Origin of the sequence: Streptomyces sp. NPDC052299, assembly GCF_040679335.1 — a bacterium.
In the GTDB taxonomy this organism is placed as follows: domain Bacteria; phylum Actinomycetota; class Actinomycetes; order Streptomycetales; family Streptomycetaceae; genus Streptomyces.
The window spans coordinates 21,951-48,231 of sequence record NZ_JBFAUP010000022.1 but is presented as its reverse complement, the minus strand read 5'-3'; the positions used below and the strand labels follow the sequence as shown (position 1 = coordinate 48,231).

The following is a 26,281-nucleotide window of genomic DNA, read 5'->3' as shown; positions in this document are numbered from 1 at the left end:
AGCGCCTGTGGTCAGTGGCCAGGCGCGGAGGTGAGCGACGGGCTACGAGGGGAGCCGTGGTGTGGCGAGGGGAACCGGTGCGGTGTGTCCCGTGTGCGCGACACCGGACACGGGCGGCCAGGAGTGCGCCGGCTGCTCCTGGCGCATGTGGGACGACCCGGTCCTCGGCGCCCTGACCGACGAGGACACCGAGGCCGCCCGGACCGCGCTGCACACCGCCCAGCACGCCTGGGACTTACGGGCCGCGACGCTCTCGACGGGCGGCGCGGAGGGCGTACGGCGGCTCGCGCCGCTGCTCAGGGCTGGACCGGCGGAGCCCGCACCGCCGTCCTTGCCCGCGGGCTCCTTACCGCCGCACGACTCCGCCCGCTGGCAGCAGATCCTCACCGACCTGGTCGCCGGGCGCATCCCCGACGTCGTGTTCGCCGAATTCACGCCCGACCGCCTGCACGTGATCCGGGCCGCCGCCGACCGGAGCGGCATACCCCGCCAGACCGACGCCGGAAGCACCGACTGGGCCTCGCTCCTGCCCCTGCTCGACGGCGACGCCGAACCGCGCCGCTTCCGCCTCGCCGGCGGCATCGGCACCCAGGAGCCCCTGGACCGCGCGGAGTTCGACACGGCCGTCAGCCGGTGGCTGCGCACCCACCCCGCGCTCTCCCGGGCCCGCACCCTCGTGCTCCTCGGCCGCCGCACCGGCTGGGTCCTCCTCGACCGGGCCGCCGACCTGCTGCGGGCCGCGCACCGGCCGAGCGCCGAGATCGGCCCCGGGCCCGGCGAAGCGGCCTCCGGCACCGACACCGCCGACGCGGTGCGCGCGGCGCTGCGGACGGCACCGCTGGCCGTCGACCACTCCCTGCTCCTCGCCCGCGTGGACCGCCGCACCGGCGAGGTGCACGCCCACACCCAGGTCCTCTTCCCGGCCGGCTCGCGGCTGCGGCGCGGCGAGACCGCCACCGCCGAGATCACCGTCTACGGCGGACTCGCCGCCCGCGCCCCGGTGCTGCTGCCCGTCCTCGCCGGCACCCCGGAGGCCGACGGCAGCGGCGCGGTGACCCTCTCCGCGCGGCGCACCGCGCTCGCCGCCTTCGCACCGGCGCGCCTCGCGTTCGTCCTGCACGGCCCCGGGGAGGTCACCCCGCACGAGGGCGGCCCGCACGCCGAGGGCCGGGGCGAACTGCCGGACGTCCCCGCCCTGGTGGGCAGCCTGCCCCGGCGCGTCATCCACCCGCCCGCCCTCGACGTGTTCCTCACCGTCGACATGAGCGGCGCCGACGCGGGCGAGGCCGGCGAGCGGCTCGGCTTCGCCCGGGACGTCATCGCCACCCTCGCCCGGCGGCACGGACCCGGTCTGCGCGTCGGCATCGTCGGCCACTACGACCACGCGGTCCACGAGAACCGCTACGGCCCCCGCCCCCTGCTCCTGCTGCGCGTCCCGCCCGGGCCCGCCCGCGCCGCCCTCGCCGCGCTGACCGGCTGGCGGCCCGCACGGCGCGAACAGGACACCGCCTCCTCGCTGGAGGACGCCCTCAAGGAGGCCGGCCGGCTCGTCCGGGCCCGGCCCGGCACCGCGCGCGGCCCGGACACCCGGCGCGTCCTGCTCGTCATCGGCCGCCGCCCGCCCGGACTGCCCGAACAGCACGAGGTGGTGCCCGCCTGCCCCCTCGGGGCCGACTGGCGCGCCGAACTCGACGCCCTGCGCGCCCGGGGCGTCCGGGTCCTCGCCCGCGCGGACCCGGACGACGGCCCGAAGGGCCCGGTACGCCACTACACCGCGTCCGCCTGGGACGCGCTCCGGGCCGGCGGGTCCTTCCGCCCAGGCACCGACACGGCGGACGACGTGGCCGACGCCCTCGCCCCTCCCTGGCAGTGGGACGGCCCGCCCTGCCCGCTGGCCCTCGCGACCCCGCTGCTGTGACCGACCGCTCCGGTACGAGGAGAGACACATGACCGATCCGTACTACGACCCCAACGAGCCCCCCGAGGACGCGGTGGGGCGCTCCGAACCGCCGGGTCACACCGCCTCGTCCTCCGATCCCGACGCCACCACCGCCCCCTGGAACAGCCTTCCGCCCCAGCCCGGCACCACCGCGTACGGGCCGGAGCCGTCCTCGTACCCCTCGGTCGACGGGAATCTCGAACCCCTGCCGATCCCGGTCGCCCCCACCGGCGTGGAGAATCCGGCGGCCGACCGCGTCCGCATCGGGCTGTGGGGGGCGCCCCGCTCCGGCAAGACGACCTACCTCGCGTCGATGGCCATCGCGGCGATGCAGCAGCAGCGCCACAGCCGCTCCAACTGGGTCATCGGCGGGATGAACCCCGAGTCCATCGAGTTCCTCAACGACGGCGTGACCCAGCTGGCGATCCAGCGCCGCTTCCCGGACGCGACCGTGGGCCTCCAGCCCCTCTCCTGGTCCTTCCAGGGCGACCAGCCGACGGCCGGACCGTTCCGGAGGAACAAGGAGACCGGTTTCATCCTGGAGGTCCAGGACGTCACCGGCGAGGCGTACCGGGGCGACGAGGCCAACGCCCTGCGGCCCAGGGTCCTCGACCAGCTGGCCCGCTCCCAGGGGCTGATCTACCTCTTCGACCCGCTCCTCGACAGCCAGCGGGCCGGGGAGGGGCTCAACTTCCTCTACTCGATGCTCACCGAGCTCAACGCCCGGGTCCGGGACGCCGGGAAGCTCCACCGCAACCGGCTGCCCCACCACGTCTCGGTCTGCATCACCAAGTTCGACGACCCCGAGGTGTTCCGGCCGGCCGTGGAGGCGGGCTGGGTGACGCAGAGCCTGGAGGGCAACCGGCTGCCGCGCGTCCCCGACGAGCAGGCGGCCCGCTTCTTCCAGTGGATGTGCGACGACGTGCGCGGGGCCAGCGCCCGGCTGGTGCGCGACGGCCTGTCCAACTTCTTCCACCCGTCGCGCATCTCGTACTACGCGACCTCCGCCATCGGCTTCCGGCTCAACCCGCAGAACATCTTCGACTACCGCAACTACCTGAACGTCGAGGTCGTGGACGGCACCCCGCGCATCTGCACCTCTCCCGTGCCCATCAACGTGCTGGAACCGCTGATCGACCTCGAAAGGCGCATCCGGTCCGGCGGCTCGAAGCTGTGGCAGCGGTGAGCGAGGGCCCGGGCGCGGTCCCGCTGCCCGCCGACTGGGCCGTCCTCGGCAAGCGGGCGGGCCGCTCGATGGGATACGAGGTGCTGGACGGCAGCCTCCCCGGGGACCGGGCCCAGCGCTATCTGTGGACCGCCACCACCGGCACCCCGGACGGCCGCGACCCGGACGGCGAACTGCCCTGGCGGGTCTTCCTCAGCACCGCGGACGGCGAGGACCGGCCGGTCTGCGCGGTGGTCGACACCACCTGGGACGGCTCCAAGGACGGCACCGGAGCGGCCAGTTACACCTGGCGGCTGCTGCTCACCGAATGGCGTCCGGCCGCCCGGGCCGGGGTGACGTGGACCTCCCTCGACCGGGCCGCCGCCCGCACCGAGACCGCGCCCGGCGCCGAGGTCGTCCTGCACGCCGAGCGCACCCCCGCCGCCGAACTCGCCGACACCGTCGACCGCCTGGGCTTCGACTGGGTCGCCGGAGCGGCCGCCCTCCTCCTCGACGGCCGGCACCTCGTCATCACCGCCCCGCGCGGCTCCGCCCTCCCCGGCATCGACGAGCGGGTCCGGGTCCTGGACGCGATCTGCGCCCTGCTGCCGTACGGCTGCCGCACCTGGCTCAGCGGCGCCACCTGGGCCGGGAAGACCGAGCACGCGCTGCGGCTGGTGTTCGCCGGGTCCGCGCGCAGCGGGCAGCTGGAGATCCCGCTCGCCGCCGGCCGGGCCCCGTCCCCGGGCGGCGACACGGCCCGCGCCTACCTCGCCGAGCTCTCCCGGGTGCGCGCCAAGCGGGAGTCCACCGCCGACGTCGTCGCCCACCTCCTCGCCGCCACCTCACCCCTCCCGCTGCGCGAAGGCGCCGACGCCGTCCGCGTCCTGCGCGAACTGGACCTCCTCGACTCCGTCCTGGAAGCCGTCCGGCAGGGCAGGGGCCAGACCGAGGAGGCCGGACGGCTGCTCGCCCTGCACGCCCTGGACACGCTGGACGAGCGATGGCAGCGGGAGCTGGTCTCCTTCCTCGCCCGCACCGCCGTGCGCCCCGACGACGGAGCCGCCTCCGCGCTCCTCGCCCGGCACTGGACCCCGCGGATCCCGGACCTACTCGCCGCCGACGTCCTCGCCCAGCCGGCGTCCAAGGAGACCTTCGCCCTGGCCAGGAAGTACCTGAGCCTCATGCACTCCCTGGAGGGGAGCAGCCGCCCCAGCGCGTTCGGCCGCCTCTTCACCGCGCTGGCGACCGCCCCCGGCTACGACCCCGTATGGACCGGACAGCTCGCCTACATGGTGGAACGGGAGTACGGCTACGCCACCGAGGCCACCGACCGGGCCCTGCTGGCCGCACCGGAGGCCGGACTCGCGTGGGTGCGCGGCCTGTTCACCAACCACGCCCGCGAACTGCGCCCCCTGGACCGGCTGCTGACCCTCGCCGCCGCCCCCGGCGCGGGACCGGTCCCCGGCTGGCTGCGCTTCGCCGGCGCGCTCATCGGCCACCACGCGTCCGCCGGCGCGACCGAGGCCGACGCCACCGCGTTCGTCGGGGACAACGAGGAAGCCTGGCGCATCGCCCTGGAGACCGCCCGCGACCACGGGCAGCCCGGTGTCATCGCCCCGCTCTGGCCCGTCCTGCGGGGCGTCCTGCGCGCCGGGCGGCAGGCCGAACTCCTCCAGCTCCTCGACGACCTGGCGCGCCCCGGAGCCCCCGGGCTGCCCCCGGGCGCCGCCGCCGACGCGGACCTGCTGTGGCTCACCGCCCGGGCCGCGGACCCCGGCTTCCGCCCGGCGGCGGCGCTACCCCGGCTGCGCGGAATCACCGACGGCCCACCCGCCCTCGACCGGTACGCCGACACGCTCGTGGCCCGCACCGACGGCGACCCCGAGCTGCGCGACGACGTCATCGCGGCCCTCCTCGGGGACCGGCCGGACCCCGTGCACGGCTGGCCCGTCCTCACCCGGTGGATGAAACAGCGGCCCAGCATCGAAACCACCGTGGGCGAGGGCCTGTCCCGCCGGTTCATGGCCGCGGACTACGCCCACTGGCTCGACCTCGACCTCCCCGCCGACCTGATCGACCGCCTGGAACGCTCCGGGCTCGGCTGGCTCCGGGCGGTCCGGCCGCTCCGAATGGCCGTCAACGCCGGGGCGGAGCTGGGCGAACTGGCCAGGATCGTCATCAGCGGCTGCCCGCACCGCTCGGTCACCGGCCGTCTGCTGGACGAGATCGCCCACCTCATCGGAGACCGCGGCGCCGCCTTCGGCTACGCGCTCGCCACGGAACTCGACCGGCGGCAGCCGGGCATGGGCCTCGCCGTCTACGAGGCACTGGGCCGCGACGCCCGCTACGGCGAACTGTGCGCCCGGCTCGTCCGCTACAGCAACCACGAGGAGGCGCGCCACCGCAGGATCATCGGCGCCCTCACCGCCCCCGCGCGCCCCGCCCCGCCCCCCGGCCCCTACCACCACCGCCCCTTCCCGCCCACCGCCCCGCCCTCGACCGCCCCGCCGCAGCCCCCGGCCCCCGGCGGCCCCCAGGGCGCCCCGCCCCGGACCCCCGACGGCCACCCCGCCTACCCGCCCGCCTCCTCGTACGAGGAGGAGCGCTCGCCCCGGTGGGGGTTCCGGTTCAAGAAACGGGGAGACGGATGACCGCACTCGCGATCGACGCCGGATCGCGGTACGCCCGCCTCGCCCGCGTCGCACCCGGCGGCGGCCCCGAACCGGTCGACCTGCCGGGCGCGGTGCCCGGCGAGGGGCTGCCCGTGCCCGAAGCGGCGCGCGGCGACCGGGCCGCCGCCCTGCGCACCGCGTACGACGCCTACCTCCGGCACCACGACGCCCCGGCCCGGCTGCTCGTCGTCGTCCCGCAGCACGACCGGGCCGGTCACGCGCGCCGCGCCGCCGACGCCCTCACCACCCCGCCCGCCCGCGGACCGGCGCCCGACGTGCGTACCCTGGCCGCCCCGCACGCGGTGCTCGCCCTGCTCCGGCACACCGGCCCCCTCGCCCCCGGCAGGTACGCGGTGTGCGACCTCGGCGCGGCGGCCGCCGAGGTGTCGGTGTGCACCGTGACCCCCGGCGCGGTGGCCGTCGCCGCCGCCTCCCGGCACGCCCCCGACGACGGCTACGGCGCGGCCTTCGACGCGGCCCTCCTCACCCGGTCCGGGCTCACCCCCGACGACGACACCCGCCGCGCCCTGGCCGCCGTCCGGGCCGAGCCGGGCGCCGGGCGCCGCCTCGCACTCGTCCTGGACCGGGCCGACCGCGATCCCGCCCGCTTCGAGACCACCGCCGTCCACCACGTCGCGGGCCGCCCCGTCACCGCCCACACGGTCCGCGCCGCGCTGCCGCTGCTCACCGACGGCCTGGACCGGGCACTGGCCGGGGCGCCGGGCGGCCCCGGCCGGACCGCCCCGCTCGCCCTGACCGGCGGCGTCGCCCGCTTCGGCCCCCTCCGGACGCACCTGGACGCCGCCGGCCTGACGCTCACCGCGCTCCCCGACGACACCGACCCGGCCCACGCGGCGGTCCTCGGCGCCGCGCTCGTCGCCGCGGGCCGCGTCGACCCGGCCGACCGCTACCCGTACGAGCTGTGGATCGGTGCCCACCGCACCGAGGCGGGACGCCCCACGGACCGGGAGCTGCTGATCAGCGCCGCCGGGACGCTGGAACCCGGCGGACCGCCCGTCTACGCCGAGAGCGACGGGCGGCGCGTCGGCGTCCGCACCGCGCCGGGCCGCCCGGTGCGGGTGCGGGCCATCGACCCCGCGAGCGGCGCCGGGGCACCGCTCGGCCCCCTCACCCTGCCCGGCGGCGGCGAAACGGACCGCTTCCACGTGGGCGTCCGGCTCGCCGCCGACGGGACCGCCGCCCTGGTCCTGCACCCGCTCGGCGCCGGACCGCCCGGAGCGTTCCCGCTGGGCACCCTGCCGGCCGACATCGGCACCGACACCAAGGAAGTGGGCCCGTGAACCACACCGCCCCCGGACGCTCGCTCCGGCGCTGCGCCGTGCTGCTCGCCGCCGTGCTCCTCGCCGCGCTCCCGGCCGCCCCCGCCCAGGCCGCGCCCGCCGCCTCGGACCCCACCCGCGCCGAGATATACCGGGCGCTCGATCTGGACCGGGAACCGGCCGACTACGCGATCCTCGTGGACACCTCCGGCTCCATGACCAAGGAGGGCCGGTACGACACCGTCCGCGCGACGCTGCGCCCCTTCCTGGACGGGCTCACCCCCGAGGACCACGTCGCGCTCTTCACGTTCGACTCCCGCACCGAGGCGCGGTACGTGGGCCCGGCCGGTGACACCTCGAAGATCATCGGCTCGCTCCCGGGCGCGCCCACCAAGGACGGCGACACCGACATCGGCGCCGCACTGGACGCCGCCCTGAAGGAGGTGGCCCGCGACGACGCGTCCCCGGTCGCCTCGGTCGTCCTGCTCACCGACGGCGAACACCGCCCCGCCGCCCGCTCCCGCTACCCCAAGGCGTCGGGCCCCGCCTGGGACGCGCTCGCGAAGCGGGCGAAGGGAGTCGCCGGACGCACCGAACTCGCCGGATACGCCATCCCCCTCGGCGGCGGCGCGACCGGCGCCGGGCTCCTCGCGAACGTCGTCCCCGACACCACCGTGCTGCGCCCGGACGGCATCCAGGACCTCGGCGCCTACCTCGCCCGGGCCGGCGACCGCACCCGGGCCCGCAAGGCCGCGCGCCTCCTCGCCCCCGACACCGGCAAGGGCGTCACCGCCGCCTGGCAGGACGGCGACGCGCTCGACCTCGGCGACGGCTCCGCCACCAGGAAGCTCACCCTGCGCTCCGCCACCACCCACGTCCCCCTGACCGTCACCGGGCTGCGCGCCTCCGTCACCGGCCCTGACCTGACCGTCACCGGACTGCCCGACCGGCTCACCCTGGAACCCGGCGAGTCGAAGACGTACACCCTCCGGCTGCGCGGCCGGCTCTCCGGCGGCGTCCTGCCCTACCGCCACACCGAGACCGCCAGCGCCGCCTTCCACCTGGCGGGCAGGGTCACCTCCACCTGGCAGCGGCCCCTCGCCCCCGACATCCGGCTGAAGACCCCGGCGGCGATACGCCTCCAGCGCACGGACCTGCCGCTGCGGGCGGACGTGGGCTCCGCCGCCCTCCTGCCCGCCCTCGCCGCCGGACTCGTCCTCCTCGTCCTCGCCGGATGGCTCATCTGGCTGCGGACCAACCGGCCGCCGCTGCGTGGCGTGCTCCTGCTCGCCACCCCCTTCGGCGGCCCGCTGCCCGAACGCATCGAGCTGCGCGGCCGCCGCATGACCCTGCGCCCCGCATCGGCCGGCGGCCGGGGCACCGTGCACGGCAGGCGCAGGTCCACCCGCGAGGGCCCCCGCACCGATCTGCGCATCCGGTTCTCACCGGACGGCACCGCCGCCCGCGAGAGCGGAGCGGTCTGCGCACCCGGCGCCGAAGTCGTCGTCAGCGGGGTCTCCTTCACCTACCTGGACGCGCCCGGTCACGCCCCCGCCCCCGGCCGGCCCGGATGACCGGCCCCCGCCTCAACGTGGCCGCCACCCGCGTCGGCACCGAAGCGCTCGGCCCCGGCGTGCGGTCCGCGCTCTGGGTCCAGGGCTGCCCGTTCAGCTGCGCCGGCTGCATGGCCCCCGACTGGATTCCCTTCCGCCCCGCCCGGCAGGCCGCACCGGCGGAGCTGGCCCGGGAACTGCTCGCCGACGCCCGGGTGACCGGACTGACCTTCTCCGGCGGCGAGCCGATGGCCCAGGCGGCCGGCCTCGCCCAAGTGGCCCGGCTCGCCCGGGAGATCCGCGACGTGACGCTGATCTGCTTCACCGGACACCGGCTCGAACGGCTCCGGGCCCGGCCGCCGGGACCCGGCGTCGCCGCGCTCCTGGCCGAGGTGGACGTCCTGGTCGACGGCGTGTACGTGGCCGCCCTCGACGACGGACGCGGCCTGCGCGGCAGCACCAACCAGCGCGTCCACCACCTCACCGGACGCCTCGCGGACACGGGTTACGACTTCGAGCACCGCACCCGGTCCGCCGAGATCGCCGTCAACGGCCCGGAGGCCCTGCTGATCGGCGTACCGCCGCCCGGTCTGCTGGACGCCTTCGACCTCGCGGTCGACGCGGTCCGCACCCGCACCACGACCCCCGTGAGAGGACAGGAACACCATGAGCGGTAGGAAGCGCATCCAGGTCGACGAGTCCGAGTGGTACCGCATCCAGCGCAAGGCCCAGCAGCTCAAGGACGTCCAGCGCAACATCCCCGGCCTCATCGAGGAGGTCCGCCGGAAGACCGGCGAGGACCTGGACCGGGTCTTCTCCCGCGTCGAGGAACGCCAGCGGCGCCACGAAGCAGTCGTCCAGGGCCTCAGCGAGCAGACCCGTCGCCTGGAGGCCGACACCGCGCGCCGGCTCCGCGACCAGGCCGCCGAGGTGCGCGGGGCGCTCGCCGCGTCCGCCGGGCAGATCCGCGAGGAGACCCGGCAGCGCCTCGCCGAACAGCAGGAGACGACCCGCCGGGCCATCGCCGAGGAACGCGCCGAACGCCGCGCCGAGACCGCCCGGCTGGCCCGGGAGATCGGCGAACTCACCGAGGACCGCACCCGCGCGGACCGTACGGTGCGCAGCTGGCTCGCCGACGCCCGCGCCCTGGCCGCCGACCTCACCGAGGCCGGGCTCCACGAGCGCTACGCACCGGGCGAGCTGGACCGTCTCACCGGCCGCCTCGCCACCGCCGAACAGAACGCCGCCGAGGGCAGGTTCGACGCCGCCCTGGCCCTCGTCCAGGAGACCTGCCACTCCCTGAGCGAGCTGCGCGCCGACACCGAACAGCGCGAACTGGAGCGCTGCACCGCCCAGCTGGCGGCCATCGACGCCCTGGTCACCGTGGCCGGCGCGATCGAGGGCAGCCGCGAACAGCCCGTCACCGGGCCCGACGGCGCCGTTTTGCCCGACTACACCGTCGACGTCGCCTTTTGGTCGGAGGGCGACTGGGACCGGCTGCGCACCGAGGCCGCCGAGACCCTGGCCCGTGCCCGCGACGACGCCACGGGCACCGACGAACTCCTCGGCCTGCGCGACCGCGAGGCACCCCGCCTGGAAGAGGAACTGGGCGACGCCGTGGGCCGCGCGACCATGCGCCACCTCGCCTCCCAGCTCCGGGTGAACCTGGCCGACACCGTGGCCCACAGCCTGAGCCGTCTCGCCTACTACGACTTCGTGGACGGCGAGTACGAGAACGCCGACCCCCGGGGCTCGTACTACGCCAAGCTGCGCCACGAGAACGGCAACGAGATCGTCCTCGACATCTCCCAGGCCGCCCCCGACTCCGGCGAACAGGTCGTCCGGGTCCTCTCCTACGACTACGACACCACGTCCGAGGACCAGCTCCGCGACCGCGCCGAGGCCGTCCGCCAGGCCCTCGCCGCGGACGGCCGGGCCGTCCCGGCCGCCCCCGAGGCCGAACCCGGCACCCCCGACCGCAGCTTCCTGGACATCGAGGGCCACCGGGAGCGCGGGGAACGGACCCGGCGGAGGGGGACGGGGAGCGGCGGATGACCCGGTGGAGCAAACCGCCCCGCCCCGCCGCGGCGCCGGTCGTGGAACGCCTCGACCCGGCCGCCCTGCGCGGCGGCGAACCGTTCACCATCCTCTACGGGCCCGGCGCCGGTGACGTCTTCGTGGACACCGCCTACCAGGTCTGCCGGCTGGAGGAAGCGCTGTGGCGGCTGCTGCGCGCCGAGGGCTACGAACGCATCGTCTTCAGCTCCAGCGACCACCCCGTCTACTTCCGGGACACCGCGTCGCGCGACCTGTCCCGCCCGGGCGGCCGCCCGCCCGGCTCCCGCACCGGCGGCGGCCCGGGGCTCCCCGTCATGCGTACGCCGGGCATGCGCGGGCCGATGGGCAACCTCCGGGTCACCGGCCGGGTGCCCGCCCCCGCACCCCGGGAGGACAGCACGCCGCTGCCCGCGCCCGGCCCCGCGCCCGGGGTCAGCGACCCGTTCGCCGTGATGACCCTGAAGCGCTACCTGACGCAGCGCCGGCACCGCACGGCCGTCGTCTTCGCGCACGCCGAGGGCACCCTGCTCCACTACCGCGCCCAGCGCGAACTCGCCGGCGCCATGGACGCCTGGACCGACGACCACGGCAACGGCAACCTGTGGCTGATGGTCTTCCGCCGGTCCGGCCTGGACGAGGTGGCCCGGTTCGTGGAGTCCTGCCACGCCTACCCGGTCCTGGAGGCCCTGACCCGGCAGCAGGCCGCCGCCCCGGGCCGCCCCGGCACCGCCAGGATCGGGCACCCGCCCGCCGCCGAGGTCGAACGCCTCATCCACGCCGTACGGCTGCGTACCGGACTGCGCGTCGGGGACTGGCGGGAACTGGACACCGTCGTCAAGGCGATGGGCAGCCACCCCCGCACCGCACGCGCCTGGCAGGCGTGGCTGGAACAGCTGGCCGGCACCCCGGGCGCCGTCCTCGGCCCGGCGGCCGTGCGCGACGCCTTCCCCGGGGCCACCGCGGCCGACCCCCGCAGCCCCTGGGACCGACTGGCGGCCATGCCGGGGCTCGACGTGGTGCGGGACCGCTTCGAGCAGCTGCGGGCCGAGGTCGAGACGGCGGAGGCGCTGCGCGCGGGCGGCCGGGCCGGCGTCTTCGAACCGCCCTCCCTGCACCTCGCGTTCACCGGCAACCCGGGCACCGGCAAGACCACGGTGGCCCGGCTCGTCGGCGAGATCTACCGCGACCTCGGGCTCCTGGAGCGGGGCCATCTCGTCGAGGCGAAGATGAGCGACCTGGTCTCCGGATACATCGGCCAGACGGCCGGGCTCACCGACGCCACCGTCGACCGCGCCCTGGACGGGGTGCTGTTCATCGACGAGGCGTACGGGCTGAGCGACCAGCGCGAGGGATTCGGCAACGAGGCCATCCAGACCCTCCTGACCCGCATGGAGAACGACCGGGGCCGGCTGGTCCTGATCGTCGCCGGATACCCGGACAAGATGACCGAGTTCCTGGACGCCAACCCCGGCCTGCGGAGCCGGGTCGCCGAGGACAACATCCTGCGCTTCCCCGACTACCCGCCGCCCGCCCTGCACGCCATCGCCCTCGGCCGGCTCCGCGAGCGCGGTGCGCGGCCGGCCCCCGAGACGGAGTCCCAGCTCCTGCGGATCGTCACCGAGATGCACCGCACCCGCGACGAGTCCTTCGGTAACGCCCGCGAGATGCGCACCCTCGCCGACGCCGTCTTCACCCGCTGGTCCCACCGGGTCCGCAGCCGGGTGGACGAACCCGTCCTCCCCGACGACCTGCCCGAGCGCTACCGGGACTACCTGCAACGCCCCGCGCCCGACCCGGCGCGGCTCCTCGCCGAACTGGACTCGTACGTGGGACTGGGCCCGGTCCGCGAGGTGCTGACCGGCCTCGCCAACCGGCAGCGGCTGCGCCAGGCCCACGGCACCGGCGAGCTGACACCCCCGCACCTGGTGTTCACCGGGCCGCCCGGCACCGGGAAGACCTCCGTCGCCCGGCTCGTCGGCACCCTCTTCCGCGACCTCGGCCTGCTGCGCAAGGGCCACGTCGTGCAGGCGAGCCGGGCCACCCTCGTCGGCGCCTACCTCGGCGAGACCGCCCGGCTGGTCCGCCAGGCCGTGCAGGACGCCCTGGACGGGGTGCTGTTCATCGACGAGGCGTACAGCCTGGCCCACGACGTGCGCGGCGGCTACGGGCAGGAGGCGATCGACACCCTGGTCCTGGAGATGGAGCAGTGGCGCGGCCGCCTCTCCGTGATCGTCGCCGGCTACCCCCGCGAGATGGACGCCTTCCTCAACGCCAACTCCGGCCTGCCGTCCCGCTTCACCGAGCGCGTCCCCTTCCCGCACTACGGCCCGGACGACCTCCTGGAGATCCTGCGCCGGATGGCCGCGGCCCAGGGCTACACCCTGCACCCCGAGGTGCCCCGCCACGCGGGGGAGTGGCTGGCCGCGACCCGCCGCGCCGACCCGGCGGGCTTCGGCAACGCCCGTACGGTCCGCAAGCTCCTGGAACTCATGGAATCCCGCCTGGCCGCCCGCTTCGCCCGGGCGGGCGAGGGAACCGAGCCCGGGACCTTCACCCAGTTCCTGCCGGGTGACGTACCGGCTCCGCCGCTGTGAGGAGCGCGGCGCTCCCTCACGGCGTCCGGTGCACCACCGACTTCCCGTCCCGGTCCCGGGCGTCCCGCTCCGCCAGCACGCGGCCCAGCGCCTCGTCCGCCGCGCCCAGCCGTCGCTCCATCTCCTCCGTCGCCGCCGCCACCTCGGCCAGCGTCACCCGGTGCTCCGGCGCCACCGCGCCCTCCGGCGCGCCGCCGGGCGCCCCCAGCGCACCCGCCAGGTCCCGGTCCACCGCGGCGTACCGCCGCAGCGAGGCGACCCGGTCGCCCTGCGCCTCGCGGATGCGCTCGAGGCGGGCCTGACGCTCCGCCAGGTCCGCCGCCGCGTCGCCGTGCACCCGCTCCTCCTCGGCCAGCGCGCGCTGCGCCGCCTCGGCCCGCTCCAGGACCTCCCGGGTGCGCGGGGCCAGCGTCGCCAGCCGGTCCTCCGAGAGCCCCACCAGCGCGTCGCTGCTGGTGCGCAGCGTCCCCTCCACCCCCGCGTCCCGCCCGCGCAACGCGGCCAGCCGCTCCGCGATGACCTCCTGCTGCTCCTGGAGCGCGTCCAGGGCGAGCACCAGACGCTCCAGCCTCCGCAGCTCGTCCACCTGGCGGCGCAGCGCCTCGTGCTCGGCGAGCCGGTCCCGCAGCGCCTCCTCGGCGGCCGACAGCTTCTCCAGTGCCGCGTGCGCGAGGTCCGTCCGCTCGCGCTCCTCCCGGACCCGTTCGCGTACGGCGGCGAGCCGGGCCATCAGCTCCTCCGTACCCCCGCCGAACGCCTCGCCCGGCATCGCCGCCTCCAGCAGCCCCGGAAGCGCGTAGGCCAGCGCCCCGGACTCCACGAGCGCGTCCTCCAGCGCGAACAGCGCCGAGAGGGCCGGCGCACCGCTCTCACCGCCGTCGACCCGGCCCAACGCGGCCCCCGCCCACCGGAACGCCAGGCCGAGGACGCGCAGCGCCACCTCGGCCTCCGGGGCGTCCGCCCCGGCACCCGACAGCGCGGCGGTGATCTCCTCCGCGGCCTCGTACACGACCCTCTCCGTCCCCCGGCAGCACATCCGCACCATCATCACATCACCCGAAACCCCCGCGCGGGGTCCGCCCCGGCCGATACGATCGGCCCACAACCCACCCGAAAGCAGGGGGACGTCATGCCGGAAGTCGTGTCCTTCGAAGGGCCGGACGGCGCCTCGCTCCAGGTCGAGGTGCCCGACGACGCCCCCGGACTCGAACGCATCTCGCGCGACTCCGGCGAGGTCGTGCGCGCCGGCCGGCGGCTGGAGGACGCGCTCGCCCAGACCCGCCCCGCGCTCCGCTCCGTGATGGAGTCCGTCCAGGCGCTCGGCCCCGACGCGTACGAGATCGAGTTCGGCATGAAGTTCAACGCCGAGTCCGGCGTGGTGATCGCCAAGACCGCGATCGAGGGCCACTTCGCGGTCAAGGTCTCCTGGAACCGCCCCCGGGCGGACTGACCTCAGATGGCGCCGGACTGGGAACGCCCGCCCTGGCTGGTCAGCGTGCGCAGGACCGAGCACGGCGACCCGGTGGGCGCCGGATTCCTCGTCACCCCGCGCCACATCGTGACCTGCGCCCACGTCGTGGGCCCGGGACGCGCCCCGGAGCCGCCCGCCCGGCCCGTCCACGTGAGCTTCCAGCACGCCGCCCCGCACGACCCCCTCCCCGCGACGGTCGTCCCCGGCGGCTGGCACCCGGACACCGGCGACGGCACGGGCGACGTCGCCGTCCTCGAACTCGCCGCGCCCGCACCCCCCGAGGCCCTGCCGGCCCCCCTGCGCACCACCGACCCCGGCACCTGGGACCACCGCTTCCGCGCCTACGGCTACCCCGAGGAGCACAAGCGCCGGGGCGTCCCGGTCCGCGGCGAGATCATCGGCCACGCCGGGAGCGAGTGGATCCAGGTGGAGGCGGGCCCGCACACCGGCTGGGGCCTGGAGAAGGGGTTCTCGGGCGGCCCCGTCTGGGACGTCGACCGCCAGGGCGTCGTCGGCATGCTCGTCGCCCGCGACTCGGTCACCTCCGTCGACCGGCGCACCGCCTACGCCATCAAGGCGGAGGCCCTGGCCCGCTACTGGCCCGGACTCGGCCCCCTCGTCCGCGACATGACGACGACCGAGGTGCGCGACCGTCTCGAGGCCCTGCTCTGGACCCCGCTCACCGAGGACGGCCGCATCCCGAGGGTGGACGAGGTGGACCCGTACGACATCGGCGTCTGCCGCTCCAAATACAGCGACCCGGACCGGGGCGGCTCCGCCCGCGCCCCCTACGTCCGCCGCAGCCCCCAGGACGGCCGGCTCGCCGAACTCCTGACCACCCGCCGGTTCGTGCTGCTCGCCGGGCGCTCCAAGGCGGGCAAGTCCCGCACCCTGTACGAGGCGCTGGCCCGGGCCATGCCGGACGCCCGGCTCGTCGTGCCGCGCCCGGGCGACTCGGCCCGCCGGACGCTGGACGACCTCAGCCGCCTCAGCCTGCCCACCGGCTCCGACCGCGTGGTGCTCTGGCTCGACGACCTGCACCGCTACCTCCACCCCGGCGGCCTCGACCTCCAGATCCTGGACCGGCTGGCCCGCAGGCGGCCCGCCGTGACGATCGTGGCGACCATCCCCGCCAAGCAGCGGGCCGCGCTGACCGCCATGGAGAACGACGTCGGCCGCATCGCCCGCACCGTCATCGACAAGGCGAGCACCGTCGAACTGCCCACCCTGCTGGGCCCCCAGGACGCCGAGGCGGCCCGCGAGATGTACCCGGGCGAGGACTTCGCGGCCCGGGGCATCGGTGAACTCATGGTCGCCGCCCCCAGCCTGGAACGGCGCTTCACCGACGGCGCCGAGAGCTGCCCGGCCGGCTGGGCCCTGGCCAGGGCCGCCGCCGACTGGATGCGCATGGGCGTCACCGACCCGGTCCCGGACGCCGTCCTGCGCGAGCTCTTCGCCGGCTACCTCGCCGAGCACCACCCCGCGCTCGACGCCGACGACTCCACGTTCCGCACCGCCCTGGCCTGGGCCCGCGAGCCGGTCGCGGGCACGATCGCACTCGTCCACCGCGCCCCCGGTCCCGGCGGCTACACCGGCACGCCGTACCTGTCGGAATACCTCGACAGCCGCGACGACGACCCGTCCGCCCCGGTCCCGTGGTTCGCCTGGAAGTACCTCGCCGACCGCCGCCCCGCCGCCGCACTCCTCCCCAGCGCCTACACCGCCCTCGTCCGGGGCGAGGCCGCCATCGCAGAACGGCTCCTGCAAGGCATCGCGGACGGCACCGACGACCGCGACAGCGCCGCCTGGGCCGCACTCATGCTCGGCGAGATGCACCTCTACCTCGCCGACTTCGACGCGGCCGCCCGGCTCCTGGAGCGCGCCGCGGAATCCGGCGTGGACAGCGTCGTCCCGCTCGCCCAGACCGTCCTGGCCGAACTGCTCATGATGTACGGGGACCGCGACCGCTCACGCCGGCTCCTGGAGAGCGCCGTCGCCGCCCGCGACCCGCAGCTCTCCCAGGTCGCCCAGGTCGGCCTGGCCACCCTGCTCTTCGCGGACGGCGAGGAGGACCGCGCCGAACGCATGCTGGAGGCGATCGTCGCGGCCGGCGACACCGAGGCCGCCCCGCTCGCCCAGGCCCGCCTGGTGAGCGTCCTCAGCGGCTCCGACGGCGACGCCGCCGGAGCGCGTACGGGACAGCGCCCCGGCAGCGGCCAGGGCAAGGGCACCCTGCGGGCCGGCGGAGCCCCGGCCGGGCGCACCGAACCCGTCGAACAGCCCTGGTCGCTCTCCCGCGCGGTCGGCGAGTCCATGGCGGGCCAGGTCGCCTCGGTCGCCCAGGCCAGCCTCGGCTCCCTGCTGGTCAGCCAGGGCGACGTCGACCGCGCCGAGGAACTGCTGCGCTCCGCGCTGGCCGGCGGACGCGTCCACGCCGTGCCCCGGGCGCAGGTGGGCCTCGGCGAGCTGTTGATCGTCCGGGGACGCAACGAGGAGGCGGGGGAGGTCCTGCGGGCCCTGATCGAATCGGGCAACCCGCTCCTCATCCCGTACGCCAAGATCCTGCTCGCCGTGTCCCTGCGCCCGCGCGGGCTCATCGAGCAGGGCATGGACCTGCTCCGCGAGGCCGCCGCGTCCGGCCACCCGGCCCAGGGCCCCCGCGCGCTCTGCGGCCTCGCCGAGTGGTACGCGAACGACGGCGACCTGATCTCCGCCGAGGAGTTCTTCGAGCGGGCCATCGCCACCGGCCACCCGGAGTGGGGCGGCATGGCCCGGGTGGAGCTGGCCCTGATGCTCGCCGGGAGCGGTGAGGGCCTGGACCGGCCCGCCGGGCTGCTCGACACCGTCATCGAGGCCCGCCACCCCGGTCTCTCCCCGCTCGCCGCCGCAGCCCTCGGCGACCTCCTCGTCCGGGAGGGCCGCATCGAGGACGCCGAACAGGCGTACGGCCTCGCGGTCGCCTCCGGACACCGGGACTGGGCCCAGGTCGTCCGGATCGAACTCGCGCTGCTCCAGGCCGCCCGGGGCGACGGCGACAGCGCGGAGGCGGCCGCGGACCTCCTCACCTCGGTCATCGCGTCCGGCCACCCCCACCAGGGGCCCCGCGCGGCCGACCTCCTCGGCGACCTCTTCGTGCGCGAGGGCCGCTTCGAGGACGCCGAGCACTTCTACCGCGTCGCCATCGACTCCGGCCACGCCCAGTGGTCGCTCATCGCCCGCATGGACCTGGCCGTCATGCTCGCCGACCACGGCGCCTTCGAGGAGGCCGAACGCCTCCTCCTGGTGGTCGCCGCATCGGACGACCCGGGCGCCGAGGCATGGGCGCGCGGCGTCCTCGGTGTCGTCCACCTCGGCAACGACCGCCCGGAGGAGGGCCGCGAGCAGCTGCGCGCCGCCGCCGACGCCGACGTGGGTGCCGCCTCCCAGTTCGCCCGCTTCCACCTCGCCAAGTGCCTGGCCGCCGACGGGGAGGACGAGGCCGCCGAAGCCTTGGTGCGCACGGTGGTCGACGGCGAACCCTCCCAGGTCACCGAGGTCGCCCGGGCCTGGCTCGCGGTCCGGCTGCTGCACCGCGACCCGGACGCCGCGCAGGCGCTCCTGGTCAGGGTGGAGGACTCCGGCGACGCGGAGGCCATCGTCGCGGGCTACCTCGGCGCGGGCGAATACCTGCTGGAGACCGGCGAGGTCCAGACGGCCGGCGAACTGCTCGAAGCGGCCCTGGAGCTGGCCGGCCCGGACACCGCGCCCCGCATCGGCGCCCTGCTCGGCGTCGTCCGGCGCTCGGTCAACGACCTGGACCGGGCCCGCGAACTCCTCACGGACGCCCTGGCGGCGGGCGACCCGGAGACCGAACCGCTGGCCCGCCGCTACCTCGGCAGCACCCTTTTCCGCCTGGGCCTGCTCCCCGAGGCCGAGGAGGTCCTGCTGCCGCTGGCCCGCTCCGACGACACCGAGCACCGCCCCCAGGCCCTGCTGCTGCTCGGCCGCGTCCTGGCGGCGGACAACCGCCCGGAGGAGGCGTATCCCTGGCTCGAAGCGGCCATCGAGTGCGCCGGGGGCGACGGCGACACGGAGACCGGGGCCCGCCAGACGTACGCGGAACTGCTGCTCAGCGCGGGACGACGGGAGCGCGCCCTGGAGATCTACCGGCCCCTGGTGGACGACGACGACCCCGACGCCGGACCCCCGGACGAGGAGACGACCATGGACGACACCCCGACGCTCACCCTGCCCGCCCCCACACGCCCCGCCCCGGCCGCCCCGCACCCGCTCCCGCCCGCGCTGCTCGCACTGCTGGGCGACGTGGCGGATGCGGAGGGCGCCCACGAGGAGGCCGCGTTCTGGTACGACCTGGCCGGCCGCCCGGAAGCGGCCCCCACAACGACACAGGCCCACGATTCCTGAGGAACCGTGGGCCTGTGGCTGGTGTCCGAGGGGGGACTTGAACCCCCACGCCCGATAAAGGGCACTAGCACCTCAAGCTAGCGCGTCTGCCATTCCGCCACCCGGACAAGGTGTCTGTCTCGCGGGCCTCGCCCGTTCCGACGTGGAAAACCATAGCAAACATTGGAGGGTGCTCGATCACGCCCGGTGCCCTGGGGGCCTTGGGTGCGCGGGCCCGGCGCGGGAGGATGGGAGGGAGCACCACGGCGACAGGGAAGGAACCCAGCGTGAGCGAGAGCAATGCGGCCCGGAGCGGCTCGGGCGAGACCGCCGAGAACGAGGTGGTGGACCTCTGTCGTGACCTGATCCGGATCGACACCAGCAACTACGGCGACCACTCCGGGCCCGGCGAGCGGGCGGCCGCCGAGTACGTGGCCGAGAAGCTGGCCGAGGTCGGGCTCGAACCGAAGATCTTCGAGTCCCACAAGGGCCGCGCCTCCACCGTGGCGCGCATCGAGGGCGAGGACCCGTCCCGCCCGGCCCTGCTGATCCACGGCCACACCGACGTCGTCCCGGCCAACGCGCACGACTGGACGCACCACCCGTTCTCCGGCGAGATCGCGGACGGCTGTGTGTGGGGGCGGGGCGCGGTCGACATGAAGGACATGGACGCGATGACGCTGGCGGTGGTGCGCGAGCGCATGCGCAGCGGCCGCAAGCCCCCGCGCGACATCGTGCTCGCCTTCCTCGCGGACGAGGAGGCCGGGGGTACGTACGGCGCCCGCTACCTCGTGGACAAGCACCCCGACCTGTTCGACGGCGTCAGCGAGGCGATCGGCGAGGTCGGCGGCTTCTCGTTCACCGTCAACGAGAACCTGCGGCTCTATCTCGTGGAGACGGCCCAGAAGGGCATGCACTGGATGCGCCTGACCGTCGACGGCACGGCGGGCCACGGCTCCATGACCAACGACGACAACGCGATCACCGAGCTGTGCGAGGCGGTCGGCCGGCTGGGCCGGCACACCTGGCCGGTGCGGGTGACCAAGACCGTGCGGTCCTTCCTGGACGAGCTGTCGGACGCGCTCGGCACCCCGCTGGACCCGGAGGACATGGAGGCCACCCTCGCCAAGCTGGGCGGCATCGCCAAGATGGTCGGCGCCACCCTGCGCAACTCCGCCGCCCCGACCATGCTCGGCGCGGGCTACAAGGTCAACGTGATCCCCGGACAGGCCACCGCCCACGTCGACGGCCGCTTCCTGCCGGGTTACGAGGAGGAGTTCCTGGCCGACCTCGACCGCATCCTCGGCCCGCGCGTCCGGCGCGAGGACGTGCACGGCGACAAGGCGCTGGAGACCGACTTCGACGGGGCCCTCGTGGACGCCATGCAGACGGCCCTCAAGGCCGAGGACCCGATCGCCCGCGCCGTCCCGTACATGCTGTCCGGCGGCACGGACGCCAAGTCCTTCGACGACCTGGGCATCCGCTGCTTCGGCTTCGCCCCGCTGAAGCTCCCGCCGGAGCTCGACTTCGCGGGCATGTTCCACGGCGTGGACGAGCGCGTTCCGGTCGAGGGGCTGAAGTTCGGCGCCCGCGTTCTGGACCGCTTCATCGACCACAGCTGACCCGGGAGGGCGTAAATCGCCAGGGTGTACGCCACTAACCGGAACGAGTGAATGGGGCGTTTGCCTCGTAGCCCCGTTACTTCCTCCTCGTTACAGGGGGTGCGGTCCGCGGCTGGGACCGTGTTTGCCAACTAGGAGGAATCATGATCAAGAAGATCGTCGCCGCCGCGGCTGCCACCGGTGGCCTGGTGCTCGCCGGCGCCGGCATGGCCGTCGCCGACTCGGGTGCCCAGGGTGCCGCCATCGGCAGCCCCGGCGTCGTCTCGGGCAACGTCATCCAGGTTCCCGTCCACGTTCCCGTGAACGTGTGCGGCAACACGATCAACGTGATCGGGCTGCTGAACCCGGCCTTCGGCAACGTCTGCGTCAACGACTGACGTTGCGCGTCAACCCGTAAGGGTTTGAGCCCGCTCGGCCCCGGACCGCACTCCACGCGCTCCGGGGCCGTCGGGTCCTTTGCCTCCGCACGGTAGTCCGGGGGTACTCCGGAAGGTAGAAGGCAGGAAACACCTATGCGACAGGTCACGCGAAACGGCCTGATCACCATGGCGGCCGCGGGTGGCGTTCTCGCCCTCGGCGGCGGCTACGCGCACGCCGACGCGGGAGCGGCCGGCGGCGCTTCGAATTCCCCGGGGGTGGTTTCAGGGAATTCGGTGCAGATCCCGGTCAGCGTGCCGGTGAACGTCTGCGGAAACTCCGTGAGCGTTGTCGGACTGCTCAACCCGGCCGCCGGAAACGCCTGCGGAAACGGTTCGGACGGCGCGACCGCCGGCCGGTCCGGCGCCGCCTCGGGCACCTCCGGCAACCACGCCGGCAACCGGGCCTCCGACGACCACACGCGGGGCGCGGACTCGGGCACCGGCAAGCACCGGGCGGTCCGCGGCGGCAACGGCGGCGGAGCCACCGCGCAGGGGACCACGCAGGGATCGCCCGGTCTGCTCTCGGGCAACCAGATCCAGGCACCCATCGACATTCCCGTGAACGTCTGCGGCAACAGCATCGACATCGTCGGCCTGCTGAACCCGGCCATCGGCAACACGTGCGAGAACGAGAGCACGCCGCCGGTCGACGTTCCCGAGCCCCCGGTCCGCCACGTCACGCCGCCGACTCCGGAGAAGCCCACTCCGAACACGCCGGAGCCGCAGACCGTGCCGGAGGCGCCGCAACTGGCCCACACCGGAGCGGGCGGGCTCGACCTGCTCATCCCGGCGAGCGCGGGCCTGCTGCTGGCCGGCGCGGGCACGGTGCTCTACCGCCGGGCGAAGGCCGCCGCCTGACGGCAGCGCCGCACCGGCGAGCACGCGCAGAAGGAACGGGCCCCGCGGATCGCGGGGCCCGTTTCGCATGGTCGGACGGTCTGTGGCCGGGCCTTCCGGCTCACCACGTGGCCCGCAGCTGACGGATGATCCGGCGGCGCAGCCGCACGCGGCGGCTGCCGTCCCGGCGCAGCGTCAGGCGGTCCAGTTCCCAGTGCCCGTACTCGGCATGGTCGGTCAACAGGCGGGCCGTGTCCTTCCGGGACACCCCGCGCGGCACGTACACATCGACAAATTCGTATTCCGGCATCGAATCCATTGTGCGGGCAAGGGCCCGGTACGGATAGCGTCTGCCCCATGTCTGATGCTGCGCAGCCCACCGCTGCCGAGGTACGCGCCGCCGCCGATGCGGTCAAAGCCGCGATCGACCACCACCTCGCGGCGGTCGAACGCCGGTCGGGGGACGATGATCCCGCTGTCTACGACGCGTTCAACGCACTGGCCGCCGCCGCCGAGGCCTACGACGAACTCCTCTACGACCGCCACGACGAGGTCACCCCCTTCGAGATCCCGGGGGAGCAGGACGCCCTTCCGCCCTACAACGGACCCGACGAGCCGCACGCGCTCAGCGTGCTGATCCGCCGCGACTACGCGGTGGTGGAACCCCAGCGGCTGCTGGCGCAGGCCCAGCGCCTCGCCGACGCCGACCCGGACGAGCGGGAGGACGCCGGGGCGGCGGTCGTCGGCACCAGCGTGCACGCGGCCCTCGGGGTGCTCTTCGGAGAGTACGAGGCCGACGAGATCGCCTCCCGGCACACGGAGTTCGGCCTGGAGGAGGGCGACTCCACGCTCTGGGTCGCCGCGGCGGACGAACTCCCCGAACCGGGGGAGTGGCTGGCCGCCCCGTTCGATGACGCCGACCCCCAGCTGGTGGTCTGCCGCTTCGACGTCAGCGCGGTCTTCGACGACGACGACGAGCTCGATGACGACGCGGAGGGGCCGGGACACCCCGCCGGCTGAGCGGCGCCCCGGCACCCACCGAAGGCCCGGAGGGCCCCCGCGGACGCGCCAGGCGTACGCGGGGGCCCTCCTTGTGTCTCACTGCTCCACAGCGGGCTCCTGGGCCTCCTGGGACGCCTCCAGCAGGCCGCGCAGGCGCGTGCTGCGCTCCTGGGCGGGCACCTCGGCCACCGCGCGCGGCAGGGCCTGGTCGACGCCGTGCACCACGGACAGATGGCGCTCGCCGCGGCCGAACGCGGTGTAGACCCACGGCCGGCTCAGCCCGCGCGCCGCGTCCCCCGGCAGCACCACGACGGCCGCCGGCCACCGCATCCCGGCCGCCTGGTGGGCACTGAGCGCCCACGCGTGGCGCACGGAATCGGCCACCCGCTCCTGCGGCACGACGACCGGGGTCCCCGCGCAGTCCAGGTGCAGCCCCTCCGCGTCCGCCGACACGACCACACCGGGCACCGTCCGCCCCGGCGCCGGGACATGGGCGACCCGGTCGCCGGGGTCGAACCCGCCGAAGCGGCCGGGGCCCGGGTTGAGCCGCTGCTTCAGGGCCTCGTTCAGCGCCCGGGTGCCCGCCGCGCCGCCATGGCCCACCGTGATGACCTGGGTGTCCTCGGACGGCACCCCGATGGCGCGCGGCACCGAGTCGGCGACGAGCTGCACCGTGCGGTGGACCGCCTCGCCCGCGTCCCGGACCGGGACGATGACGACCTCCTTGCCGGGCGCCGCCACCTGGTTCAGCTCGCCGATGCCGATGCCCGAGACCAGCTCGCCGACCGGACCCGGGTCCGGGGTGCGGGAGGCGACGCGGGGGCAGGCGCGGGCGGCCAGCACATCGGCGAACACCTGCCCGGCGCCCGCCGAGCCCAGCACGCCCGGGTCGCCGCTGAGGACCAGCCGGACCCCGTCGGCCAGGGACTCCACCAGCATCGTGCCGGTCTCCACGTCCAGCTGGGGCGCGTCCAGCACGACGAGCAGGTCGAGCGCGAGCGCCCCCTCCTCGTCCCGCCCCGGCCCCTCGGCGCCCGACAGCAGCCCGGCGAGCGTGACGGCCGCTTCCGGGGCGCCGGTGTCCTCGGCGAGCCGCCGGCGGCCGTCCACGCTGTGTGCGGCGCCCAGGGCACGCAGGCCGAGGCCCCGGGCGGCGGCGATCAGGGCGGCCGGCTCGGCCCGGGCCGCCTCGCCGCCGGTGTGCGCGACGAGGCCGTGGGCGGCGGCCGCGCGGATCAGCTCGGCCGCCGACGGGGAGGGCGCGGCGGCCGCCGCCTCCGACCAGTCCGCGTCCTTGTCGCCGCCGTTGACCAGCCGGGCCAGTCCGTCGGCCAGGCTCTCCTCCGCCAGGGCGTACCGGTCGAGGCCGAGGAGCACGGGGCCCGGGGCTGCGGCCTCGGCCGTCTCCTCGGCGTCCGGGGCGTCCTCGGCATCCCCCTGCTCCTCCGGCCCGTCCTGGAAGACCAGCACGACGCCCTCCGCGACGGCGTGCCGCACGGCAGCCTCGGGGTCGCTCACGCCCCGGCCGGCCAGCGCCTCGCGCACCCGGTCCGCGTCCAGCGCGGTGTGGCCCCGGAGCGCGGCCTGTTCCAGGACCCAGCCGGTCAGGGCGGCGGTGCGGCGCTCGTCGTCCGGGCCGGCCGCCGAGCCGAGCAGCGCCCGGGCGAAGCCGTCCGCCTGCTCGGGGCCGACGCCGGGCAGGGCCAGCAGCTGCCAGGGGTCCTCGCGCAGGACCTCGGCGGCCCGGTCCCCGAGCAGCGCGGCGGCGGACCGGCCCAGGGCGGCGGGGGCCCCGCCGGCGGCCAGCACATCCGCCACGGCGGCGACGCTCTCGGGCGAGGCCGCCGGGGGTGCGGGTGCGGGCTCGGGGGCCCGTGTCCGCACCGGCGCCGGGGCGGTCCGGCGGGCGGGGGCCGGTGCGGGCGAGTCGTAGAACGCCCTGGCGGGCTTCTGGCCGCTCTCCACGGCCCGCACGGCCGCAAGCAGATCCGCCGCGGTGCCGCTCAGCTTCCCCCCGGCCTCGATGGGCCCGTCCTTCTCGGCCTTCCGCTTCTCGATCCGCTCCCGCAACTCCCGCTGAGCGGCGATCTCGGCCTCGGCCTCGGAGACCGCGGGGGCGCCTTCGGCGCCGGTCCCGGCGTCCTCGCCGGCCGCCTCGGCGGCACCGGCGGGGCCCGGATCGCCCGGGACGGCGGCGGTGTCGTCCTCGGTGGTGTCGGCGCCGGGGGACTCGTCCCGGGGTAGCGCGGTCACAGCGTGCTCCAGTCCTGATCGGGATAGCGGTGCACGGGCGCCGACACATCGTCCAGCGCCTGGCAGATCTCGTCAGGAAGACTAAGCGTCTCCACTGACAACGCCTCCGTCAGCTGCTGCGCGTTGCGCGCGCCGACGATCGGGGCCGCGACGCCGGGCCGGTCCCGCACCCAGGCCAGGGCGACCTGCGCGGGCGTGGTGGCCAGCCCGTCGGCGGCGGTCGCCACCGCGTCCACGATGTGGCCCGCCGCCTCGTCCAGATACGGCTCCACGAAGGGGGCCAGCAGCTCGGACGCGCCGCGCGAGCCGGCCGGGGTCCCCGTGCGGTACTTGCCGGTCAGCACGCCCCGGCCCAGCGGCGAGGAGGGCAGCAGCCCGACGCCGAGGTCCAGCGCGGCGGGCAGCACCTCGCGCTCCACGCCGCGCTGGAGCAGCGAGTACTCCATCTGCGTCGCGGCGAGCCGGGTCCGCGCCCCCGGCGCGGCGAGCTGCCAGGTCGCCGCCTTCGCGAGCTGCCAGCCGCAGAAGCCGGACACCCCGGCATAGCGGGCGCGCCCGGAGGACACCGCCAGGTCCAGCGCCTGGAGCGTCTCCTCCAGCGGGGTCTCCGGGTCGAACGCGTGGAGCTGCCACAGGTCCACGTAGTCCGTGCCGAGCCGGCTCAGCGAGGCGTCCAGGGCCGCAAGCAGGTGCCCGCGCGAGGCGTCGACCCTGCGGTACGGGTCGGCGACGCTGCCCGCCTTGGTCGCGATGACCAGATCGCGCCGGGGCACCAGGCCGTCCACGAGCCGCCCGAGCAGATACTCGGCCTCGCCGCCCCCGTACACATCGGCCGTGTCGACCAGTGTGCCGCCCGCCTCCCAGAACACCTTCAGCTGCTCGGCAGCGTCGTGCTCGTCGGTGTCCCGGCCCCAGGTGAGGGTGCCGAGCCCGATCCTGGACACACGAAGGCCGGTGCGGCCCAGATGCCTCTGCTCCATGGGCGCTGAGATTACAACCGGCGTGGGTCGGCCCCCTGCCGGATCAACTT

Annotated in this window: 18 protein-coding genes and 1 tRNA gene; 14 read left to right on the top strand and 5 right to left on the bottom strand. The window is 75.6% G+C overall.

Going from position 1 to position 26,281, the window contains the following annotated elements; translation table 11 throughout:
* Positions 1 to 91 precede the first annotated feature (91 nt).
* From AB0L33_RS29675 to AB0L33_RS29640, 8 genes are read left to right on the top strand one after another with little or no spacing between them, the layout of a single operon-like run.
* Positions 92 to 1,918, top strand: a complete 1,827-nt coding sequence (locus AB0L33_RS29675) for a hypothetical protein (protein ID WP_365686347.1) — start codon at positions 92 to 94, stop codon at positions 1,916 to 1,918.
* A gap of 28 nt (positions 1,919 to 1,946) precedes the next feature.
* Positions 1,947 to 3,125 (top strand): hypothetical protein, encoded by a 1,179-nt coding sequence (locus tag AB0L33_RS29670; protein ID WP_365686345.1) that lies wholly within the window; start codon positions 1,947 to 1,949, stop codon positions 3,123 to 3,125.
* On the top strand, positions 3,122 to 5,758 hold the full coding sequence (locus AB0L33_RS29665; protein WP_365686344.1) for a hypothetical protein: 2,637 nt from the start codon (positions 3,122 to 3,124) through the stop codon (positions 5,756 to 5,758). Before AB0L33_RS29670 ends, AB0L33_RS29665 begins: the two co-directional genes overlap by 4 nt.
* A complete protein-coding gene (locus AB0L33_RS29660; protein WP_365686343.1) occupies positions 5,755 to 7,080 on the top strand; it encodes a hypothetical protein in 1,326 nt (441 codons plus the stop codon). Before AB0L33_RS29665 ends, AB0L33_RS29660 begins: the two co-directional genes overlap by 4 nt.
* Positions 7,077 to 8,633 (top strand): vWA domain-containing protein, encoded by a 1,557-nt coding sequence (locus tag AB0L33_RS29655; protein WP_365686342.1) that lies wholly within the window; start codon positions 7,077 to 7,079, stop codon positions 8,631 to 8,633. The genes AB0L33_RS29660 and AB0L33_RS29655 overlap by 4 nt, the downstream gene beginning before the upstream one ends.
* On the top strand, positions 8,630 to 9,289 hold the full coding sequence (locus AB0L33_RS29650) for a 4Fe-4S single cluster domain-containing protein (RefSeq protein ID WP_365686340.1): 660 nt from the start codon (positions 8,630 to 8,632) through the stop codon (positions 9,287 to 9,289). The genes AB0L33_RS29655 and AB0L33_RS29650 overlap by 4 nt, the downstream gene beginning before the upstream one ends.
* Positions 9,279 to 10,667, top strand: a complete 1,389-nt coding sequence (locus tag AB0L33_RS29645; protein ID WP_365686338.1) for a hypothetical protein — start codon at positions 9,279 to 9,281, stop codon at positions 10,665 to 10,667. The genes AB0L33_RS29650 and AB0L33_RS29645 overlap by 11 nt, the downstream gene beginning before the upstream one ends.
* Positions 10,664 to 13,264 carry an AAA family ATPase gene (locus AB0L33_RS29640; protein ID WP_365686337.1) on the top strand — a complete coding sequence of 867 codons (2,601 nt, stop codon included), beginning with the start codon at positions 10,664 to 10,666 and terminating at the stop codon, positions 13,262 to 13,264. Before AB0L33_RS29645 ends, AB0L33_RS29640 begins: the two co-directional genes overlap by 4 nt.
* A 16-nt stretch (positions 13,265 to 13,280) precedes the next feature.
* Here the strand turns inward: AB0L33_RS29640 and AB0L33_RS29635 are convergent, their stop codons facing one another.
* Complete coding sequence (locus AB0L33_RS29635) at positions 13,281 to 14,273, bottom strand: hypothetical protein (RefSeq protein WP_365686335.1); 993 nt, start codon at positions 14,271 to 14,273, stop codon at positions 13,281 to 13,283.
* 120 nt (positions 14,274 to 14,393) lie between these two features.
* On the opposite strand from AB0L33_RS29635, the gene AB0L33_RS29630 reads away from it, so the two are divergent.
* Together AB0L33_RS29630 and AB0L33_RS29625 are read left to right on the top strand one after the other, a co-directional pair.
* Complete coding sequence (locus tag AB0L33_RS29630; protein WP_365686333.1) at positions 14,394 to 14,714, top strand: CU044_2847 family protein; 321 nt, start codon at positions 14,394 to 14,396, stop codon at positions 14,712 to 14,714.
* Between the two features lie 6 nt (positions 14,715 to 14,720).
* Complete coding sequence (locus AB0L33_RS29625; RefSeq protein WP_365686331.1) at positions 14,721 to 19,139, top strand: tetratricopeptide repeat protein; 4,419 nt, start codon at positions 14,721 to 14,723, stop codon at positions 19,137 to 19,139.
* A 19-nt stretch (positions 19,140 to 19,158) separates the two neighbouring features.
* Here AB0L33_RS29625 and AB0L33_RS29620 read toward each other — a convergent pair.
* Positions 19,159 to 19,246: transfer RNA gene (locus AB0L33_RS29620), tRNA-Leu, on the bottom strand.
* A 159-nt stretch (positions 19,247 to 19,405) separates the two neighbouring features.
* Here AB0L33_RS29620 and AB0L33_RS29615 point away from each other — a divergent pair.
* The 3 genes from AB0L33_RS29615 to AB0L33_RS29605 all read left to right on the top strand — a co-directional run bounded on the left by AB0L33_RS29615 (position 19,406) and on the right by AB0L33_RS29605 (position 22,017).
* Positions 19,406 to 20,740, top strand: coding sequence for a M20/M25/M40 family metallo-hydrolase (locus AB0L33_RS29615; protein ID WP_132903453.1), 1,335 nt, complete (start codon positions 19,406 to 19,408; stop codon positions 20,738 to 20,740).
* 143 nt (positions 20,741 to 20,883) lie between these two features.
* Complete coding sequence (chpH, locus tag AB0L33_RS29610) at positions 20,884 to 21,117, top strand: chaplin ChpH (protein WP_365686329.1); 234 nt, start codon at positions 20,884 to 20,886, stop codon at positions 21,115 to 21,117.
* A gap of 135 nt (positions 21,118 to 21,252) precedes the next feature.
* Positions 21,253 to 22,017, top strand: a complete 765-nt coding sequence (locus tag AB0L33_RS29605; RefSeq protein WP_365686327.1) for a chaplin — start codon at positions 21,253 to 21,255, stop codon at positions 22,015 to 22,017.
* A gap of 100 nt (positions 22,018 to 22,117) precedes the next feature.
* On the opposite strand, the gene AB0L33_RS29600 is transcribed toward AB0L33_RS29605, so the two are convergent.
* Positions 22,118 to 22,306: a DUF5703 family protein gene (locus AB0L33_RS29600; RefSeq protein WP_018103708.1), complete on the bottom strand. Its 189-nt coding sequence runs from the start codon at positions 22,304 to 22,306 to the stop codon at positions 22,118 to 22,120.
* A gap of 47 nt (positions 22,307 to 22,353) precedes the next feature.
* On the opposite strand from AB0L33_RS29600, the gene AB0L33_RS29595 reads away from it, so the two are divergent.
* A complete protein-coding gene (locus tag AB0L33_RS29595) occupies positions 22,354 to 23,016 on the top strand; it encodes a hypothetical protein (RefSeq protein ID WP_365686326.1) in 663 nt (220 codons plus the stop codon).
* Positions 23,017 to 23,094: 78 nt separating this feature from the next.
* Here the strand turns inward: AB0L33_RS29595 and AB0L33_RS29590 are convergent, their stop codons facing one another.
* Together AB0L33_RS29590 and AB0L33_RS29585 are read right to left on the bottom strand one after the other, a co-directional pair.
* Positions 23,095 to 25,251, bottom strand: coding sequence for a helix-hairpin-helix domain-containing protein (locus AB0L33_RS29590; RefSeq protein WP_365686324.1), 2,157 nt, complete (start codon positions 25,249 to 25,251; stop codon positions 23,095 to 23,097).
* Positions 25,248 to 26,231 (bottom strand): aldo/keto reductase, encoded by a 984-nt coding sequence (locus AB0L33_RS29585; protein ID WP_365686323.1) that lies wholly within the window; start codon positions 26,229 to 26,231, stop codon positions 25,248 to 25,250. The genes AB0L33_RS29590 and AB0L33_RS29585 overlap by 4 nt, the downstream gene beginning before the upstream one ends.
* Positions 26,232 to 26,281 lie beyond the last annotated feature (50 nt).

Coding starts and splice junctions, on each gene's coding strand:
- AB0L33_RS29650 (WP_365686340.1), top strand. CDS start 8,630: ATGACCGGCCCCCGCCTCAACGTGGCCGCCACCCGCGTCGGCACCGAA.
- AB0L33_RS29595 (WP_365686326.1), top strand. CDS start 22,354: ATGTCTGATGCTGCGCAGCCCACCGCTGCCGAGGTACGCGCCGCCGCC.
- AB0L33_RS29645 (WP_365686338.1), top strand. CDS start 9,279: ATGAGCGGTAGGAAGCGCATCCAGGTCGACGAGTCCGAGTGGTACCGC.
- AB0L33_RS29585 (WP_365686323.1), bottom strand. CDS start 26,231: ATGGAGCAGAGGCATCTGGGCCGCACCGGCCTTCGTGTGTCCAGGATC.
- AB0L33_RS29605 (WP_365686327.1), top strand. CDS start 21,253: ATGCGACAGGTCACGCGAAACGGCCTGATCACCATGGCGGCCGCGGGT.
- AB0L33_RS29660 (WP_365686343.1), top strand. CDS start 5,755: ATGACCGCACTCGCGATCGACGCCGGATCGCGGTACGCCCGCCTCGCC.
- AB0L33_RS29640 (WP_365686337.1), top strand. CDS start 10,664: ATGACCCGGTGGAGCAAACCGCCCCGCCCCGCCGCGGCGCCGGTCGTG.
- AB0L33_RS29670 (WP_365686345.1), top strand. CDS start 1,947: ATGACCGATCCGTACTACGACCCCAACGAGCCCCCCGAGGACGCGGTG.
- chpH (WP_365686329.1), top strand. CDS start 20,884: ATGATCAAGAAGATCGTCGCCGCCGCGGCTGCCACCGGTGGCCTGGTG.
- AB0L33_RS29630 (WP_365686333.1), top strand. CDS start 14,394: ATGCCGGAAGTCGTGTCCTTCGAAGGGCCGGACGGCGCCTCGCTCCAG.
- AB0L33_RS29625 (WP_365686331.1), top strand. CDS start 14,721: ATGGCGCCGGACTGGGAACGCCCGCCCTGGCTGGTCAGCGTGCGCAGG.
- AB0L33_RS29600 (WP_018103708.1), bottom strand. CDS start 22,306: ATGCCGGAATACGAATTTGTCGATGTGTACGTGCCGCGCGGGGTGTCC.